This is a genomic window from Streptomyces sp. NPDC048600, assembly GCF_055587025.1.
The window spans coordinates 298,202-315,617 of sequence record NZ_JBVJGZ010000007.1 but is presented as its reverse complement, the minus strand read 5'-3'; the positions used below and the strand labels follow the sequence as shown (position 1 = coordinate 315,617).

Sequence of the window (17,416 nt, the reverse complement as noted above, 5' to 3'; positions counted from 1 at the left end):
CGCCGCTGTTCCCAGGGCGACTCTGCGCCCCAGGGCTGCTACGCGCCTGGAGCGCGCTCTGCCATACATGAATGAACTCGATTCCTCATCGACAAGCGCCCGGCATGCCGAATTCCGGGCGCGGGACAACCACGAACGCCAACTTGCCTGCAGACAGGAGGGAGGGGACCGGAAGGCTCCGAGCCCCTCCCCTGCCGGGTCAGTCGCTCGGCACCCGGGTGGGGATGTCGAAGTAGCTGGCCGACAGAAACTCGATCTGCTCCTCCGTGAGCGCGCCCTGGAACACCCACACGTCGTCCACCGCGCCCGGGAAGTACGAACCCGCGGCGGTGCCGGAGCCCATGCGGCCGACCTGTAGCGACGTGGCCTTGAACGTGAGCGCGTTCTCCGCCCACGGGACCAGGTCCTCGCACCCGGCGACATCCGCCTCGCCGTCGCCGTTCTCGTCCTTACAGGCGACCTCGGCGAGGGTGCCGTTGACGTAGAGACGAGCCTCTTTGGTGAAACCGTCGTAGGCCAGGGCGATGTGGTTCCACTGACGCGCGTCATAGAACTCACCGTGGTTGACCTGCACCACGGTGGCCGTCTGGGCCGGGTCGTCGGTGTCGGCCATCGCCAACTGCCAGCGCCCCGGACTGTTCTGCGGATCCTGGGCGTCGGGCACGAACCGCACAGAGAACGCGGTGCGGTTGGCGCCCGCCGAACTCACCAGAGCAACCGGGCTGCTGGGCATGGCAGCAGCCTGCGCCCACGCGGTGAGGGTGAAACTGCCGGACGTGTCGACCGGGACCCTGTCCGCGGTGGCGTAGCCACTCGTGCCGTCCAGATCCATCGCAAAGGAGTCAATGGAACCGGGAACGGTGGCCTTGACGGCACCGCCGCGCAGGGTGAGATTGTTCGAGGTGGCGGTGTCGCTCGGTGTGGTGGCAGGCGTGGTGGCGGAGGTGCTCTCGAACTTCCACCGGGCCCTGACCTCCGGGCGCTGCCGGAACATCTGCTGGACCTCCTCGGCCGAGACCGGTCGGTCCAGCACCCGCACGTCGTCGATGGTGCCGGGGAAGAAGAGCTGTGGCGCTCCGCCGAAGGTCACCGCACCGATGTACATCGACTGGTCGGCGTAGAAGGGGCTGGTCTGCGTAGCGGTGCCGGCCTTCACACCGTTCACGTACAGCGTGAGTGTGTTGGCCACGGTGTCGTGCACCCCGACCAGATGCGCCCACTCCCCTGCCCGCGCCACCGCGCCGGGGGGCTGCTGCGCCCGAACGATCGTCGCGTTCGTCGAGTCGGCCGAGTACTGGGCGAACACCCACTGCTGGGAGACTGAGGAGTAGTAGAGCTCAAGTCCCGGACGCTCCTTGCCGGCCTGTGCCACGACCACACCGCTCTGGGTGGTGCGGTCCAGCTGTGCCCAGGCGGACACAGTGAAGCTACGGAAGGTGTTCACATGTGGGGCAGAAGTCTGCCCAATCTGTCCGTAGCCGGAGATGCCGTCGAAGCGCGTGGCCTCCCCCGCGATCCCCTCCACGCCCGTGGTGACCGTGCCGTGATACACAGCCGGCAGCACGCCGCCGTGCCCGGCTATCTCTGTTGCCCCTGCTTCCTCGTCCATGGCGAACACCGCGAGCGCGGGCTGCCCCGGGTCGCCGACGGTCTGCTTCGCATGGAGTTTGCCGACCTCGTCCGCCGCGAGCCACCGGTTGAAGATCTGCACGTCATCGATCACGCCGGGGAAGAAGCTGCTCGAGACCCCGCCGAGTGAGGTGGCACCGAGCCGCAGGCCGCGACGGGCGTCCCAGGGTGTCGACCAGGCCTTCTCGCCAACCAGTTGGCCATTGACGTAGAGCCGCAGCAGGTTCAGGTCAGCATCGTAGGAGCCGGCCACGTGCGTCCACTGGCCCACCGTCACCGGGGCAGGCGTGGCGGCCTGGGCTCTGATCAATGTGGCGTTTGCCGTGTCCGCGGAGTGCTGGCTGAACACCCAGCCTGCGGCCGACGAGTAGTACAGCTGGAAGCCGGCCTGGACAGATCCCGGCTGTGCGGCCACCACCACCGATCCGGTGGGCTGCTGATCGAACTTCGCCCAGGCGGCCACGGTGAAACCCTGCGCGGTGTTGACCGGGGAGAGGTCGGTGGTGGCATAGGCGTCCGTGCCGTTGAACTGCACCGCCTTGCCCGTGACACCATCCACGCCCGCGGTCGCGCCACCGGTCAGCCTCAGCGTCCGCGGCGGTGTCGATCCTTGCGCCGCATTCGATCCCGCACTTTCGTCCATCTGCCAGGTTGCGCGGTCCGGCTGACCTGCCTTCACCCGGAAGTGGTAGGTGAAGGGTGCGCTGTTGCGGCCGGCGGAGTCGAACGCCTGGGCGGTGATGAAGTTGATGCCCGGCTTGGCCGGCAATATCTTCACGATCTCCGCCGCCCCACCGGAAGTCGTGATCTTGTTGGTCGGCTTCGGGTCCTCGTTGATGCCGTACGAGTACGAGGTCACATCGGCATCAGCTGCGTCGATGGTGAACGAACCGTACTGTCCTACGCCGTCGTACCAGGGGGCTTCAGGGTCAGCCAGGTCGGTCTTGGGATATTCGGCCGATGTGACGGTCGGGGCGGCCGGCGCGTACTTGTCGTACACGAAGTAGCAAGCCGACGGGTCGCCGGCGTAGGACCACGCCGAGTACTGCGCCCCGTCATACACCCGTGCGTACCAGCTGACCGTCTTGCTGTCCGGGATGCTCGAGGGCAGACCGATCTTGAACGACGACCCTGACGCCTTCGATGACGTCCGTGCAGGACTCCAGGAACCGCCGTCCCACTTGGCCTGGAACTGGACCGAGACGCTGTCGCCGTCCGGATCTGTGACGTTGGTTGCGAAGATCTGCCCCAGCGTACGCACGCGCGGCGCATTGGAGGGTGTCTTGCACGTGCCGCCGTACTCCATCGTCAGCTGGGACATCTTCAGCTGAGGCGGCGGACGGTTGTACTTCACCCGCAGATACGCCTTGTCCGAGAACCGCTTCCACGCATAGGCGTCGGTCTCGCTCGCCGCCCGCAGACCGAAAGTCATGGTGGACTCACGGCTGTTGGCCGCCGCCTGCACCGCCGACTTCACATCGAACTCGGCATCCGCCGCGCTGCAGCCCGAGAAGCCGTAGGCAAACGAGTCCGAGGCCAGCTGTTTCACCCAGAATCCGGAGGCGTTCTGCGAGTTCCAGGTCGTGGAAGTGGAGATCCCCTGCGTCTGCCACAGTTCGACCGCACGGTCCGAGCACGAGGCGGACCAGGTGTTGCGCACCACGAACTCGGCCGACAGGATCGACTTCCCGGCAAACGCCGACACGGGCATCCGGTAGAAGAGCCGCTTGGTGTCATGCGGCTGGCAGTAGTACCAATTGCAGTACCCCATGCCGGCGTCGGACTCGCCGTTGAACTTCCACTGCGGCGACGACGCCCAGTACTTCGACGCCATCGTCCACGCCGAGGCACGCGGCGAGTACCACTGCGGATCGATGAACACCGGGTACTCGGTGTCCACACCCTTGAGCACGCCCTGATCGGGGGTGAGCACCAGCTCGTCACCTCCCGCCGGAAGCTCCACGCCCACCGGGGCCAGTTTGCCCGACTCGCCCGCTCCCGGCTCATCGGACGCACTGCCTGCTTCCGCAGTGAGGGCACGCGTCTTCAGCGCCGTCGAGGCTTTGCCGTTACTGGAGTCCCACATCATCGGCTTCGGCGCCTCGAACACAGTGCCGTTGGCGCCTTCGTCGACCGCGTCGAGACCGCCCCGGGCGTTCTCCTTGATCTGCAGCCCGTCGGCCTCCAGTCCCAGACGCAGCTCGGCAAGCTTCGGGTTCGCGGCTGCCTCGGCAGACTTGACTACGAGCAGCTGCGTGAAGCCGTCCTCCTGAGCGGTCATGCGCAGGTCGACGTCTGGCAATACGTCGGGATAGGTCGCCACGGCACCTGCAACCTGCGGCTGCGGCAGTGCAGAAGGCCACGACAGGCTCATCGCCCGCCCAGCTCGTTCCAGTCGCACCAGAGGATCGTCCGAACCGCCGCCGGAGAACTCGAGATGTACAGTGCTCGCCTTGGGAACGACAGCACCGTCGGGGTTCGTCATCAGCTCGGTGTCGACACGCTTCCAAGCACCCTCGCTCCGCGTCCACCTCGGCCGCAGATGCTCGCGCGCTTCCAGGTTGCCGTCCGGAGTTGCGAATACCTCGCTGGTCTCACGGCGCAAGGACAGCACCTCGACTGGCGCGCCGGTGTCCCCGGCCTTCGCCAGCGCTGCCGCCTCATCCATGACGCCCGACGGCGCATCAGCGGCGGCTGCAGAGGCCGTCGCCGCCACCGGTATCGGCAGCACCGGCAACGCTGACAGCGCCAGCGAGGCGACAACACCACCCAGCAACACGGCTCTTGTTCTTCGCGACCAGCATGCAGACGCCCCGCCCCACCACAAATTCACAGTTCCCATCCCCAGAACACACAACTCACAGATGCAGAGAGTTAATTGGCGGTAGCCAAATCCGGTCAATCAGATGTGGGGCAGGTCACGGAAACATGTCTGGATATACACTGAACAGCCGAAACGCGTCCTCGACCGCTCGTCAGTCGAACGGCCGTTCGCGGCCTATCTGCCGCTCCAGCCTTCCTGCGCCGCCAGGTCGCTCCCAATGCCGCAGGCCGAGCCGAACCCGGCGAAGGCAACCACTGAACCGCGCCGGGGGGAGCGCTTCGGATCCGGTGGAAGCCCGCTTAACGAAGCCCGAGGTCACCACGCCGCCACCGTCCCGAACGTAGTCACCATCACAGAACCGCCGTGCACACCATGAAGAGGGATTCAGGCAGGCGAAGAGTCTCTCTTGCCGTAGCGTAGGAGAAACATTGGCGCCCCGGCCCGCTCAATGTGAGGGCGGCGGTACGACCGCACCCGGTGCGGCGCTGCGGCACATCGGGGGAGCGCGTCACGGGAGGCTGTGGATGACGGAGGAGGGCGACCCGCAGCAGGAGCTCGCGCGACAGCTTCTCGATCTTGTGGAGACGTCCTACCGCCGGACATTCACACTCGAAGGGCTCGCCACAAGGGTCAACCTGTCCCGCCGTACAGTGACTCGCGCACTGGACCCGAACTCCGCCAGCCGTACGGCCCGAAAGACGATCGAGGCGTTCGTCGAGGCGTTCTGCAAGGCCGATGCGGAGCGGACCGCCCGCCTTACAGCCTTGCAGGAAAGGGCGTGGAGTGCCCCGGTACGGGAAGCGCCGGACGGCGTGAGGGCAGGGGAGCAGCCGGTGTCGAGGAGACGTCGCCGTGGGCGGAGTTCGCCAGGCCACCGGACGGCCTGGCAGACGATCTGCTGGTGGCCGAGTTCGCCTGCGACATGGATCTGCTCACCCGGGACTTCGTCGGCAGGCGCGGTTTCGCGGAGGCCGTGGACAGGGCGATCGCCGACCCCGCGTTCCGTTCCGGCTACGTGCTGGTCACCGGCGAGCCCGGCATCGGCAAGCCCGGCATCGGCAAGTCCTCCCTCATAGCGCACCTGGTCCGCACGAGAAGGTGGCTGCACCACTTCAACTCCGTGTCCGGCTTCTCGACGACGGAGGCGTTCCTGCGGAACGTCTGTGCCCAGGTGATCATCCGTCACCGGCTCGGGCACACCGCCTTGCCCACTCGGGCCGGGCAGAACAGCATGTTCCTGCGCGGGCTGCTCGGCGAGGCGGCCCGGCAGCAGGACCAACCCGTCGTGATCGCCGTCGACGCGATCGACGAGGTCTCCGACACGGACCGGCCCGCGGGCGGCAACCGCCTCTCCCTGGCGGCTCGGCTTCCCGACAACGTCTACGTCGTGGTCACCTCCCGGGGCCGCAATGTCTACGAGCTGGACGCACAGAACGTCCGGCACATCGAGATCGAGGACCGCAGCGAGGCCAACCTGGCCGACCTCACCCTCTACGTCACCGCGTTCGTCGAGCGCAACGCCGAACGCATGGCTCCCCTTCTGAGTTCCGCCGCGGAGCGCCGTGTCGACTTCACCGCCGCGTTCGTCGAACGCAGCGACGGCAACTTCCTCTACGCGGCCAGGGTTCTGCCGGAGATCGTGAGCGGCCGTCTGCCGGGGATCGACGACGTGCGTGCGCTGCCGCTGGGGCTACGGGAGTACTACAGGAGACACTGGGCCACGATGCGTGCCGCGGACCCGCGCTCTTCGACGAACTCCACCGCCCGGTCATCGAAGCCCTCGGCATGCTGAATGAGACGTCAGCCCAGGTCATCGCCGACACCTGGGACCTTCCCGTGGACCGGGTGCGTCGCGCGATCGGGATCTGGCGGGAGTTCCTCAACGAGGCCGGTCCCCATGCCAGCGTCCGGCGCTACCGCATCTACCACAAGTCCTTCCTCGACTTCCTGTGGGCCGAGGTGGACCTGCGAAGTACCCAGCGGCGGATGGTCGAGGACAGCGTTCGCCGCGTCGCCGCCCGGACAGGCGACGGTGGTGAGCACGACCTGGAGGATCTCGACAGCGACGATGAATGAGTTCGACGATCTCAGCGACACCCTGGTCCCGACCCTGGAGGCGCTGTCGGGGACGAGGCTGGGCGGAAGCGACCTCGACCACCGCGAACTCGTGCGATGGCTGCGGCTCACCTGCGACGGCACCACGGGCCCGCGCCTGTCCCTCCTGGACCGGCTGGAGCGCCTCGGCCGCAGCCGCGCGTTGCCGGACACCCTGAACGCGGCACTGCGGGCATCCCGACTGGACCAGGCACGGACAGCCGTGGCAGCCCGGGTCCGCTACGCCCTGCTGCTCGCGTCGCTGCCCGGACCCGTCTCCCGGCTGCCTCCAGGGCTGCTGCCGCGCCTTCTGCGCACGGGGATCTGGACGGCGGACCGAGCCCGAACGGCAACGGAGCAGATCACCGATCCCCCTGTGCGTACGCGGCGGTTGGCGGAACTGGTCCGCCATTCGCCCGGCGACCACGCGCTGGCAGCGGCCGTGCGGGACGCCGCCGGGCAGTGTGATCCCGCGACGGCCGGCGGACGCGAGGTGATCCTCAACGTGCTGCCACTGCTGCCCCGTCAGGAACGGGTGACGGCGGTGGAACGCCTTCTGCCGGCCGTCGGCCGTGACCGTCTCGCCGCCCTGCTCCTGCTCGCGTCCTCGTTGGAACCCGAGCATGTGCAGGAGGCCTTCGGCCGTGTCCGCGACGGCGTCGGCCTGACGGCGGACGACAAGCTCACCGCGCTCGCGCTGCTCTACCCCGTCCTGGCCCCGGAGCACCGAGCGTCGGTGCTGCCGGGCCTGCTCGCCGCGGCGGTCCCGGACGCCGCCGCCGCTCCCGCCGCCGCCCTGACCGCGCTCCTGCCGCACACCGATGGCGCCGCGCATGCTGCCCTGAGGGCCTTCGTCCTTGCCCGGCACAGGGTTTCCCGCCGCGCAGACGCCCGTTGAGGGAACGGGCGACGGCCTGGCTGATCCACGGTGTCGCCGTGCGCCGGTTCGTGCCGGCCGTCGTCGCCGGCGTGCTGCTCGGCTGGAGGCTGGAGTCCCGCGGCCGAGCGCACCTGGAGGAATTCCTGCCGCTGGCGGCCATCACCGCCACGGACGCCGGCCTGCCACGGCGCTGCGTGCGTGTCGCGGCCGTCGCGTGCGTCTTCTCCGCCCCGGAGCGCTACCCGGACGCGTTCCCCTACGCCCACTCCGCTCTTGCTGGCGAACTGGGCCGACTCGGTGGGCTGACGCAGGTCCGGATGGCGGTCAGCACCTCGTCGCCGTGGCTGCGGTACCTCCTGCGGCGCCTGGTACCCCGCTTCCTGACATGGTGGGGACGCCGGGAGGGCATCACCCCCGCGGAGGATCGAAGCGCGGAGATCATCGCCCGCATCGCCCTGGCCACGGACCCCGAAGAGGCCGAAGACCTCCTCGCCCGGACCGAAGCCGCGGATGCAAGCGGGCTCCTGGAAGACGACGTCAGGGGTGACGCGGTCGCAGAAGCGGCGGAGCGCCTTCCCGATCACGCCCTGGCCCGTGCCGCCGCGCTGCTGGAGCGGCACAACGACCCTGCCGCACTGATGCTGGTCGTGGTCGCTCTCCTTCCTCATCTGGCGCCCGCCGACCGTGCCGCGTACGCGATCCTGGTGCGAGAACAAGCAGCCAGGCTGCGCAAGAGCGCCCCCGAACTGGCGTGCGGGATCCTCCGGGAGGCAGGGGCGTACCTTGGTGACGAGGCGGCGGCCGCGCTGGATCTGCTCCGGGCGATCGGGCGTGACGCCGACGCACCCCGAGGCACATCGGACTCGGACCCCTCGTACCTGCTGTCCGACGTGGCCGACGCGTGCGTGGCCCTTCTGCCCGCCCTGCCGCCCGGTCGGCTGCCCAGGGCGCGGCGCGTTCTCGCGCGCTGCCCGGCGAGCGCCACCAGGGCACAGGGAATCTCCTACCTGGCGGCCGGCCGACGCGCGACGCCGAAGCTGCCCGCGGCAGTTCGGCAGCCGCCCGCACGCAAGGGCCGGTCCCGGGCGAGAGGGGCGCTGTGGGCCGCTCGGGAGGGTCTCCGGTCGGTGTTCACCGTGGCCGGCCCGGTGGAGACCGCCGTCTGCCTCGCCGCGGTCGCGCCTGCGCTGCCGCGGCAGGCCGCCCGCCTGGCACGCACTCAGATCCTGCGACTGATTGCGGGAGCCTCCGACGTGACGTACGCGGGTGGCGAAGGGATCGCCGAGGTGCTCGTGGACGTGGTCCGGCAAGAGCCCTCGCGGGCTGACGACGCTGTCGCCGTGGCCCGCTCGCTCAGCGCAACAGGGCTGCGGGTGAAGGTACTTACGATGCTCCTGCCGCAGCTGCCCGCCTCCGCGCGGCAGCCCGTACTGGACGAGATCACGGGCTCCACGCTGAAGCGCCCCGGCCTGACCGACTACGGCAGACTCGTCACGCCCGCTCTCCTGCTGCCCTGGACCCAGCCGCCGGAAGCCCTCGTCGGGCGGCTCGCCGAAGCCGTCGACCCCTCGTGGAACGCCGCCACCCGGGCCGCCGCCTACGCGGCGATCGCCGAGCACGCCCCCGTCGCCATGCGCTCCACTCTCCTCGACGAGGGGCTGACAGCCGCGGCGACGGTGCCGGAGACGCCCGACCGCGTGGAGTGCCTGGGCCGACTCTCTCGCGTCGCCGCGGACACCCCTGGCTACCGGGGCGCGGAGGCCTGGACGCTGCTCATGTGCGAAGGGGCCCGCAGGTCCCGCGGCGAACTGGCGGCCGACCTGCGGGCTCTCGCCCCTCTGGCTGCCCGGATCGGGGGGCCGAAGGCCGCTGCGGCCATCTGCCGTGCCCTGCTGGACGTACGCCGAGTCTGGCCTTGAGTCGGCGAAGGTGCGGTGTACGTGGTGCAGCGCGAGGCGGGATCGTGGCCTTTGCCCTGCCCCACCGGCCCTGGGCACCACCGGGGTGGAGCGCAAAAGTGCCGGTCCCGGAGGAGGAGGCTGCTCGGCCGCCACCGAAACCGGCTCATCCTGGCTGTCAACGGGGCATGAGCAGGACGATGCTCACCAGCGCTACGGCCAGGCGTGAACTGAGCGCGGCAATGGAGAGACAAAGAGCAAATGACGCACCGGACATGACGACTCCTCCGATAGATCGACCGGAGAACCGAGCGTCGCAACCTTCCGGTACACCGCACGGAAAAGTGCACAAGGCCGCGCGAGTGCTGTGCGCACAGTGCGCGCACTGCGCATGCGCCGAACTCCTGCGCGACCGTTGTGGCGTCAGTTTAGGCTCAGCGGTGTGTCGGCCATGATGTGGGTGAGCTTCTCCGGGGTGCGGATCACGTAGACGTCGGTGACGAGGCCGTGCTGGACACGGATCGGCAGGACACTGTTGATCTCGCCGACGACGCGAAGCAACAGCGGGGAATCGCCGTTGACGGTGGTGGGTTCGCTGGTGACCGGGCCTTGCTGGGCGTCGAGGCGGGCGGCGAGGAGACGGACCACCTTCGAGGGGACACCGCCAGCGTCACTGATCATGGCGACGCCCGGGGCGAGCACGCCTTGCAGGTCATTGGTCTCCACGGCGTGCTGGAACGAAGCGAGGGCGGCCCAGGCCTGGCGCGGGGAGACCACCTCGCGTCGTCTACTTCGTCGCGAGCGGCGCCTGTCGGCACCTGGCCAGGCCAGAAACCCCTTACCCAGTATCCGGCGCATGGGCTGTAAGATCACCAGACTTTCGATGAGGCGGATTCGTGGGCCGACGGCCTGCGCCACCGGGGAGTGGTGTGTCCTGCCTCGTACCCTGGGGAGGGGCATTTTGTCTCGTCATTCTGCCGCCCGCCTGCGTGTGGCCGCCGCGGTGGCCGTGTCGCTGTCGCTGACCGTCGGCCCGATTGCCTGGGAGGCGCAGGCTGGCTCCGGCACGTTCGGTGAGACGACCATCCCCGCGACACTGCGCGCCACACCGGGCTACGGCTGGGTGGCCAGCGTTGGACCTTCCGGGTTTCTGCACTACCCGACCACCGCGGGTGGCCCGTCCGGGCTGGAGTGGACCGGCGCCGACGGATCGACACGCAAACTCGAAGGCACTCACGCCGCAAGCCCGTTGGAGTACTACGGAGCGGCGTCAGACGTAGTGGCCCTGCGGTCGTCCACGGGCCGGGACGTCCTGCTGCGGAACATGACAACGGACGTGACGACCACCGTGACCATTCCGGCCGGACAGACCTACAACCGGACGCTCGGAACCACCGTGGTGACCAAGGGGCGCGTCACGACCGACGGGCCGTGGACCGAGTTCCATCTCCTCACCAGTGAGAACGGCACCACGGTCGACCGGCCCGTGACCGGCCTCCCCGAGGGCTCCTCCATACTCTTCGCCGGACGGGCCGGCCTCGAGGGGTTCATCGCAACGCTGCAGATCCCCGGACAGACCTCCAGCCTGTACGTCTGGATCGACCTGAGCACCGCGCAGGCAACCGTCCTACCGTTCGTCGGCGGCATTTACACGAGCCCGGTGGTGACCGCCCGTCACCTGGTGCTGCCCCAGGCGGGCGGTGTGCGGATCTACGAGCAGGGCCAATTCGACACGCCCGTACGCGAGTTCCAGATCGGCCTCACCGATGCCAGGGTTCTCGGTCTCGTCGGCGACTCCCTGATCGTCGGCCGCTACGACTCCGCTCTCGGTTCGAGGAGTAGTGGAGCGCCGGTCTGGAAGGTCGTGGCCGTTCCCTTCGACGGCTCGGGTGAGCGCACTCTCCTCGCCCGTGCGGTGGCTGACCCCATCGCCGTCCGGCCGGACGGCGGGATACAGCTCCTCGGCGGGCAGTCCGCGCAGGACTACGGCTACCAGGCCATCACGGTGGCGGCCGACGGCGCGCCGCAGGCGACCCGAGTGCTGCGGATCGCGCCGGTCCCGATGCAGATCCAGCAGCTGACGCTCGATCACGGCACAGTCCGGACAGTGGAGAACGGCGACGGAGCCACCCTCCCCTACCGCCGGCAGCTCACCGGCTCCGCCCCCGGCTACGGCGAGCGGACCGGCGCGGGCAGCCTGCCCGACTGGCACGACAAGTGCAGCGTCGTCTACGGGCTTTGCCCGCAGCTGCATCCCACCGGGGACGGGCGGACCGTCTACCGCGGTGTGGTGTACGACGACGCTGTCGGCGACTGGAAGCCCCGGCTGTTCGTCGTGGGCGGTAACGAGGCGTTCCCCGGCACCACGCGCGAGACGGGGCTGCAGGATTCCACGAACAGCTCCGACCCCCAGATGAGGATCCTCGGCGCGTCCGGAAACCTCGTACTCATCGCCGGAACACCCGCGGGCGGCAGCGAGGAACTCCGAGTCGTCGACATCGACACCGGCAAGGTCCTGCACAAGGAGCCGTACCGCACGAGCGCGCTCTGGGGCACCACCCTGTTCACCGCGACCCCCAACGGCACGGTGACCGCCAAGGACGCCCGCACCGGAGCCCCGCTGGCCTCCTTCCCGACGGCCTCCGGCTGCACCAACACGTTCGAACTGCAGGCCGTCGGCCGGTGGCTGTACTGGAAGTGCGAAACCAGCGCCGCGAACGCCGCCGGTGTCTACGACCTCCAGGCCAAAAAGAGCATTCCACTCGCATCCGCCGGACAGGCCTGGCTCGGAGACGGTCTCGTGGCCGTTCGCAACGGTCAGGGACTGGCCGTCTACGCACTGCAGAGCGGTACGGCTGTGCGGCTGTGGGCGACCGACGCGGCGGGGCTCGTCGCACTCGACCCACGCGACAGCGGCCTCGCCTACACCACGGCCGACCAGAACGTCCACGTCCTCGACACCGGCCAGCCCGCAGCGGCTCTGATCTCCCCCTACCGGACTGTCACCACCCGCGCCGAGACAGATGCAACCCCTGTCTACTGGCGAGGGGAATGGTGGCTGTCTGAACCGGCCGCCTCCTGGAAGCTCGACGTGCGGCACAAGGTCACGGGCCGCCTGGTGGCCACACGCACCGGCGGAGCCGCCGAGTACTCGATCGCCGCGAAATGGGACGGCCGCGACACCACCGGCGGACTGCTGCCCAACGGCTCGTACAACTGGACACTGACCGCTCAGCCCGCCGACGGGCAGGGCGCGCCGCTCGTCCAGACCGGCACCCTCGGCCTGACGGGCGGCACAGCCGTCTGGCGGGACCACGTCGGTACCGCGTCGCTGCCCGACGGCATCGGCGACCTCCTGACGACGAACTCGTCCGGGCTCCTCACGCTTCACCGCGGCGACGGCGCCGGAAAGTTCTCCGGGACCGTGTCGTCGAGCGGCTGGCCGACGACGGCCCGAGCGGTGCCGGTCGGCGACCTCAGCGGCGACCGCTGCGCCGACGTCCTCGTCCGGCCCAGCGACGGAACGCTTCGGCTGTACAAGCCCGCCTGCGGCACCGCGCCGAAGCCGACGACGTCCTACACCGCGCTCGGCACCGGTTGGAACCAGTACGACGTCATGACGTCCCCGGGCGACGTCACAGGCGACGGCCTGCCCGACCTGATCGCCCGCAGCAGCTCCACCGGCTCGGTGTACCTGCACAAGGGAACCAGCACCGGCAAGCTCGCCGCACGCGTGAAGCTCGCGGACAACTGGAAGATCTACAAGAAGGTCGTGGGCGCCGGCGACCTCAACGGCGACGGCGTCGGCGACCTCCTCGTGCAGGACCAGTCCAACAACCTGTACCGCTACACCGGCAGGGGCAACGGCACCTTCACCGCCCGCGTGAAACTGGCCGCCAACTGGGGCGCAACGTACAACACGGTCGTCGGCGTGGGTGACATCACCGCAGACGGCAGGGCCGACCTCGTCGCCCGCGACACGACCGGAAACCTCTACCGGCATTCGGGCACCTGCACAACGCGAGTGAAGATCGGCACGGGTTGGCAGGTCTACAAGTCACTGTCCTGACTCACATCCGCACCCCTTCGCCGTGCGGGGTCTGCCCCCGGGCAGACCGCTGCGCGACCGGCAAGATCCAGCAAAGCGACGCGGCGTCGGCCGCCGGTACATCGCGGGAGTGCTTGGCCGGAACCGGTTGCGGCCGGTACAGATTTCACCGGCACAAGCAGAATGCGGATTGACGGCCTACGCGCGGCGAGTGATAGTCGCGCGGCCGTGAAGGGGTCCTGCCGCACGGGGTCAGACGAGAACCCGGCGGAAGGTGCCGAGCCCAATCGCGCGGTGACGCAAGGCGGAGCAGGAGTCGGTACGACACGTCAACAGGGGTGCCTACGGTCGGCCCAGCGCGAGACATGCCTCCCGGCACTGCTGAGCACGGTCAACCGCGACAGTGCCCCGGCTGTCGTCCAGGCCCCTGTCCTTCGCAGCGGGGACAGGATTTGAACCTTCGACCTCCGGGCTATGAGCCCAGCGAGCTACCGAGCTGCTCCACCCCACGCCGGTGACGCCGCGAACGCAGCCCTCGATCTTTTCGCCTCGAGCCTGATACTGACCCCACCCCGGTACCTCCCGGCTGAGCCAGGGAGCTTGCGGCCGAACCATCGCGCCAGCCGCCCCTCCCCCGCGGATAGGTCCGCGTCGGCCGCGCCTGCTCCCACAAGTCGAGGCACCCCTCACGCCGAAGTACCTCCGCAAGCCGACTAACATCATCCACAGCTTCGGTTCCCTCAACTCAGGGACCGGCGTTCCACCAGGGGGATTGACACATGGACAAGCGTGCCGCCGCGACAGTCGTCGCCTCACTCACGATCCTGTGCCTGAGCGCACCGACGGCCACCGCGGAGACCCGCCTGGGCGACACCCAGATCCTTGCCGCGTCCGTCAACGGCGGCAAGGCTCTCGTGTTCGGCACTGCCGCACAGGCGTCCTTCCCCGTGTCCGTCACGGCCAGTGACCCCGACGGCATCGACTACATCGACGCCTGGCTGTACCGGGGCCCCAGCACCGCACCGACCGCCGGCCTGGCAGCGCCAACAGACCCGGCATGCACGGCGGTTGACGGCACCACCACACGGTGCACCTTCGGATTCGTCATGGGCGAAGCCTGGCTGCAGAACGCCGACGCCGGAACCTGGCGCCTCCACGTCAACGCAAAGGCCAACGACGGCGACTACCACCGCAAGACAGCGGCATCCGTCAGCGTGCTCCGCAGCGCGAAACTGACCGCCAACGCCGCCCCCGAACCCGTGACCAAGGGCAAGCCGATCACGGTCACCGGCGCCCTCAGCCGCGTCAGCTGGGACGACTCCGCCTACCACCGCTACGCCGGCCAGCCCGTACGCCTGCAGTTCCGCACACCCACCGGCACCTACACCACCGTCAGGACCGTCACCGCCGGCCCCACCGGTTACCTCAAGACCACCGTCACCGCCACGCGTGACGGCTACTGGCGCTACAGCTACCCCGGCAACACCACCACCGGCCCCGCCAACGCCCCCGGCGACTACGTCGATGTACGGTAACCCGAACCTGGAAGTGACCGCGCTCGCGCAGGAGGCGGGCGGAGAAGCGCTGACAACTGTGGATCGCGATCACGCAGCGATTCGCAACTTCTCGTACTCGGCATGGACTTCGCACGGAGGGCGGTAGCCCACCGCCGAGTGGAGGCGTTTGCGATTGTTTCAGAATTCGATGTAGCGAGTGATGTCTTGCCGGGCGGCCTCGCGGGTCAGGTAAGTGAACCTCTTTCATCCTGTGCGGGAGGGTGAAATGTGCAGTTCAGCGGGTGTGGTGACGAGCCAGGGCCCCTCGTCGTTGGCGTGGTGATTCCACTCAGCACACCGGCGACCGAAGGGGCCCTGTTGGTTCCGTATCCTGTCATGCTCGACGTCCCGCACGACCTCGTCGAGCATGTTGCCTGGCTGCTGCATGAGCATCGCCTGGCCCGCAACACCCGCTGGCGCAAGCTCGGTTGCTTCAAACAAGCGTTGCTCACCCTCGTCCACCTCCGCAAGAACGAGACGTTTTCCCCGCTTGGAGCAGGTTTCGGGATACCCCAGGCCACGGCCTGGCGGCACGTGGACGAGACCTTGGACGTTCTGGTGTCCTGGGCCCCCGGCCTCACAAGGCCCTCACAGGCCTCGGTGAAGGCGATCACGTCATCGTTGACGGCACCCTGATCCCCACCGACCGAGTCCGCGCGGACGAGCCGTACTACTCGATGAAGCACCGCAAGCACGGTATGAACGTGCAGGTCATCGCCCGTTCCGACGGCACACCGCTCTGGTTCTCCCGTGCGACGCCGGGCCGCACGCACGACCTGACGGCAGCCGGTGCCCATGGCATCGTCCAGGCCTGCCTCACCCGGCAGATCCTTGTCCTCGCGGACCGTGCCTACCAAGGTGCCGGCGCCACCTTCCGCACCCCGTACTACCACCACCGCGAACAGCCCCCGCAGTACCAGCAGTTCAATCGCGACCATGCCCGGCTGAGAGCCCGGGGGAACGCGCCTTCGCTCAGTTGAAGTCCTGGCGGCTGCTAAGACGAGCCAGATGCTCCACACGCCGCATCGGCACCGTTGTCCAGGCCATCCACACCCTCCTGATCTGCACAAACACAGGATGAAAGAGGCTCAGTGGATGCCGTAGTCGTGGGGCTTCTGAGCCTGGCGGGGGCCGCTGCCGCCGCATGTCCGTCTTCACCCCGTACGCCACCGCGACCTTCGTCTTTGCGCCGCCGGGCCAAAGTCGCTTGATGGAGGGCTCGGTGGAGGGGGTGGAGGGGGAGGGGGTGGTGCGATCGCCTCAGCAGGGGTCGGGCCGAAGGAACTAATCAGCGCCTGCGCCTGGCTGTCGACGAGTCTGGTGAAGAGCTGTTGAGCATAACCAAACACGATTGCCCAAGCGATGATCTGTGCAGATGAATCCAGAGCAGAAAGCCCGGGGATAAATCCTCCGCGCATGAGAAGAAGACCAAGGACAGCCGTAAGCGCCCCGGTCGGTAGTTTCAGAGCGGCGAGTACCACCGGGATATTGTACGGTGTCGTCGCCCCTCTCATCTTATGGATCGATGTAACTGCAGAAATACCTGCAGCGACAAGGCCGGCGACCTCGACGACGAGATAGTCTACCGGCGTGGCCGTCACCGATAGGGCACGATTGATATCTGAATTGAAGGTCCAGTCGCTAGTCATTCTCACCGGGCAGACAACTTCATACCCAGCCCGAACGGTACCCTGCGGCGGAGTAAAGCAAAGAGGCAGGACATCGTATGCTACTCCTCCCAGCAGGGCTACGAGCGCGGCCCCCAGGACAAGGGCGAAAGTCACCCACACAACGATGTAGACGAAGCTTCGGATACGCAACGCCTCGCGGATGCTCTCCTTGCGTGCGACACCGACCGCATCAAGGACGGTTTCAAGATCGGCGGCCGTGAGGGTGTTGGTCGCGGAAATCCTTTTATTGATTAGCTCGATCTGCACTCTTCGGGGGTCACCCGCCGGAAGGTGATCTCGCACGAAAGCGAGAACACCGGGCATCATCGGAATTACCTCTTCGGGCTCTGACAGCCGAAGCAGGAGATTATGTGCGGTGTCTAGGTGAATCTGGCCAACGGTGACATGCGCCCCCATTTTGTACCACCTGGGATGCCCTCGAGAGGAAACCGCCTCTCGGGCCTTTCGAAGCTCCAGCATGGCCTGGCGCGTCAGAAGTTCGACTCTTTGATTTCCGGGGTGCCTCGCGACCCTCTCGTCCAGCAACACCTCTAGTTCACTTGCGCGAGCCCGGATTCCCTCTCGTAGCTCCCACGGGCCAAATTCTGACCGTTTAGTATGGAGCGGCACGTCATCTGCCATGTCCCGATTGTCAGCCACCACCCCCAGGGTCCTGGCGCATGACGTACCAAATGCACTCGACGGAGGTGGACAAACCGTCAGTTGGGCTACGGTGCCCCGCCAGGGCGCCCGCAGTCCGACTTCCAGAGCAATCCTGCGCCCAGAGAACACCTGAAATGCTGACCTGCCGCAACGA

Annotated in this window: 9 protein-coding genes, 1 tRNA gene and 1 pseudogene; 7 read left to right on the top strand and 4 right to left on the bottom strand. The window is 68.0% G+C overall.

The features are described 5' to 3' along the window. Window positions 1-199 precede the first annotated feature (199 nt). Complete coding sequence (locus ACZ6SQ_RS12910) at window positions 200-4,297, bottom strand: LamG-like jellyroll fold domain-containing protein (RefSeq protein WP_469560266.1); 4,098 nt, start codon at window positions 4,295-4,297, stop codon at window positions 200-202. A gap of 934 nt (window positions 4,298-5,231) precedes the next feature. Between ACZ6SQ_RS12910 and ACZ6SQ_RS12905 the strand changes: the two genes are divergently transcribed. From ACZ6SQ_RS12905 to ACZ6SQ_RS12890, 4 genes are read left to right on the top strand one after another with little or no spacing between them, the layout of a single operon-like run. Next, entirely contained in the window at window positions 5,232-6,245 is a 1,014-nt protein-coding gene (locus ACZ6SQ_RS12905) for a P-loop NTPase family protein (protein ID WP_469560189.1), read from the top strand. After that, a complete protein-coding gene (locus tag ACZ6SQ_RS12900; RefSeq protein WP_469560187.1) occupies window positions 6,239-6,529 on the top strand; it encodes a hypothetical protein in 291 nt (96 codons plus the stop codon). The genes ACZ6SQ_RS12905 and ACZ6SQ_RS12900 overlap by 7 nt, the downstream gene beginning before the upstream one ends. Next, window positions 6,522-7,445, top strand: coding sequence for a hypothetical protein (locus tag ACZ6SQ_RS12895; protein WP_469560184.1), 924 nt, complete (start codon window positions 6,522-6,524; stop codon window positions 7,443-7,445). The genes ACZ6SQ_RS12900 and ACZ6SQ_RS12895 overlap by 8 nt, the downstream gene beginning before the upstream one ends. A gap of 38 nt (window positions 7,446-7,483) precedes the next feature. After that, window positions 7,484-9,346 carry a hypothetical protein gene (locus ACZ6SQ_RS12890; RefSeq protein WP_469560181.1) on the top strand — a complete coding sequence of 621 codons (1,863 nt, stop codon included), beginning with the start codon at window positions 7,484-7,486 and terminating at the stop codon, window positions 9,344-9,346. Between the two features lie 402 nt (window positions 9,347-9,748). Here the strand turns inward: ACZ6SQ_RS12890 and ACZ6SQ_RS12885 are convergent, their stop codons facing one another. Next, window positions 9,749-10,243, bottom strand: a complete 495-nt coding sequence (locus tag ACZ6SQ_RS12885; RefSeq protein ID WP_469560179.1) for a sigma-70 family RNA polymerase sigma factor family protein — start codon at window positions 10,241-10,243, stop codon at window positions 9,749-9,751. 43 nt (window positions 10,244-10,286) lie between these two features. Here ACZ6SQ_RS12885 and ACZ6SQ_RS12880 point away from each other — a divergent pair, with 43 nt between their 5' ends. Then, a complete protein-coding gene (locus ACZ6SQ_RS12880; RefSeq protein WP_469560176.1) occupies window positions 10,287-13,394 on the top strand; it encodes an FG-GAP-like repeat-containing protein in 3,108 nt (1,035 codons plus the stop codon). Window positions 13,395-13,810: 416 nt separating this feature from the next. Here ACZ6SQ_RS12880 and ACZ6SQ_RS12875 read toward each other — a convergent pair. Next, window positions 13,811-13,884: transfer RNA gene (locus tag ACZ6SQ_RS12875), tRNA-Met, on the bottom strand. A 268-nt stretch (window positions 13,885-14,152) separates the two neighbouring features. Between ACZ6SQ_RS12875 and ACZ6SQ_RS12870 the strand changes: the two genes are divergently transcribed. Then, entirely contained in the window at window positions 14,153-14,908 is a 756-nt protein-coding gene (locus ACZ6SQ_RS12870; protein WP_469560173.1) for a calcium-binding protein, read from the top strand. Window positions 14,909-15,205: 297 nt separating this feature from the next. Next, a pseudogene (locus tag ACZ6SQ_RS12865) lies at window positions 15,206-16,010 on the top strand (transposase family protein). Between the two features lie 73 nt (window positions 16,011-16,083). On the opposite strand, the gene ACZ6SQ_RS12860 reads toward ACZ6SQ_RS12865, so the two are convergent. Then, window positions 16,084-17,241: a hypothetical protein gene (locus tag ACZ6SQ_RS12860; RefSeq protein ID WP_469560170.1), complete on the bottom strand. Its 1,158-nt coding sequence runs from the start codon at window positions 17,239-17,241 to the stop codon at window positions 16,084-16,086. Between the last annotated feature and the right edge of the window lie 175 nt (window positions 17,242-17,416).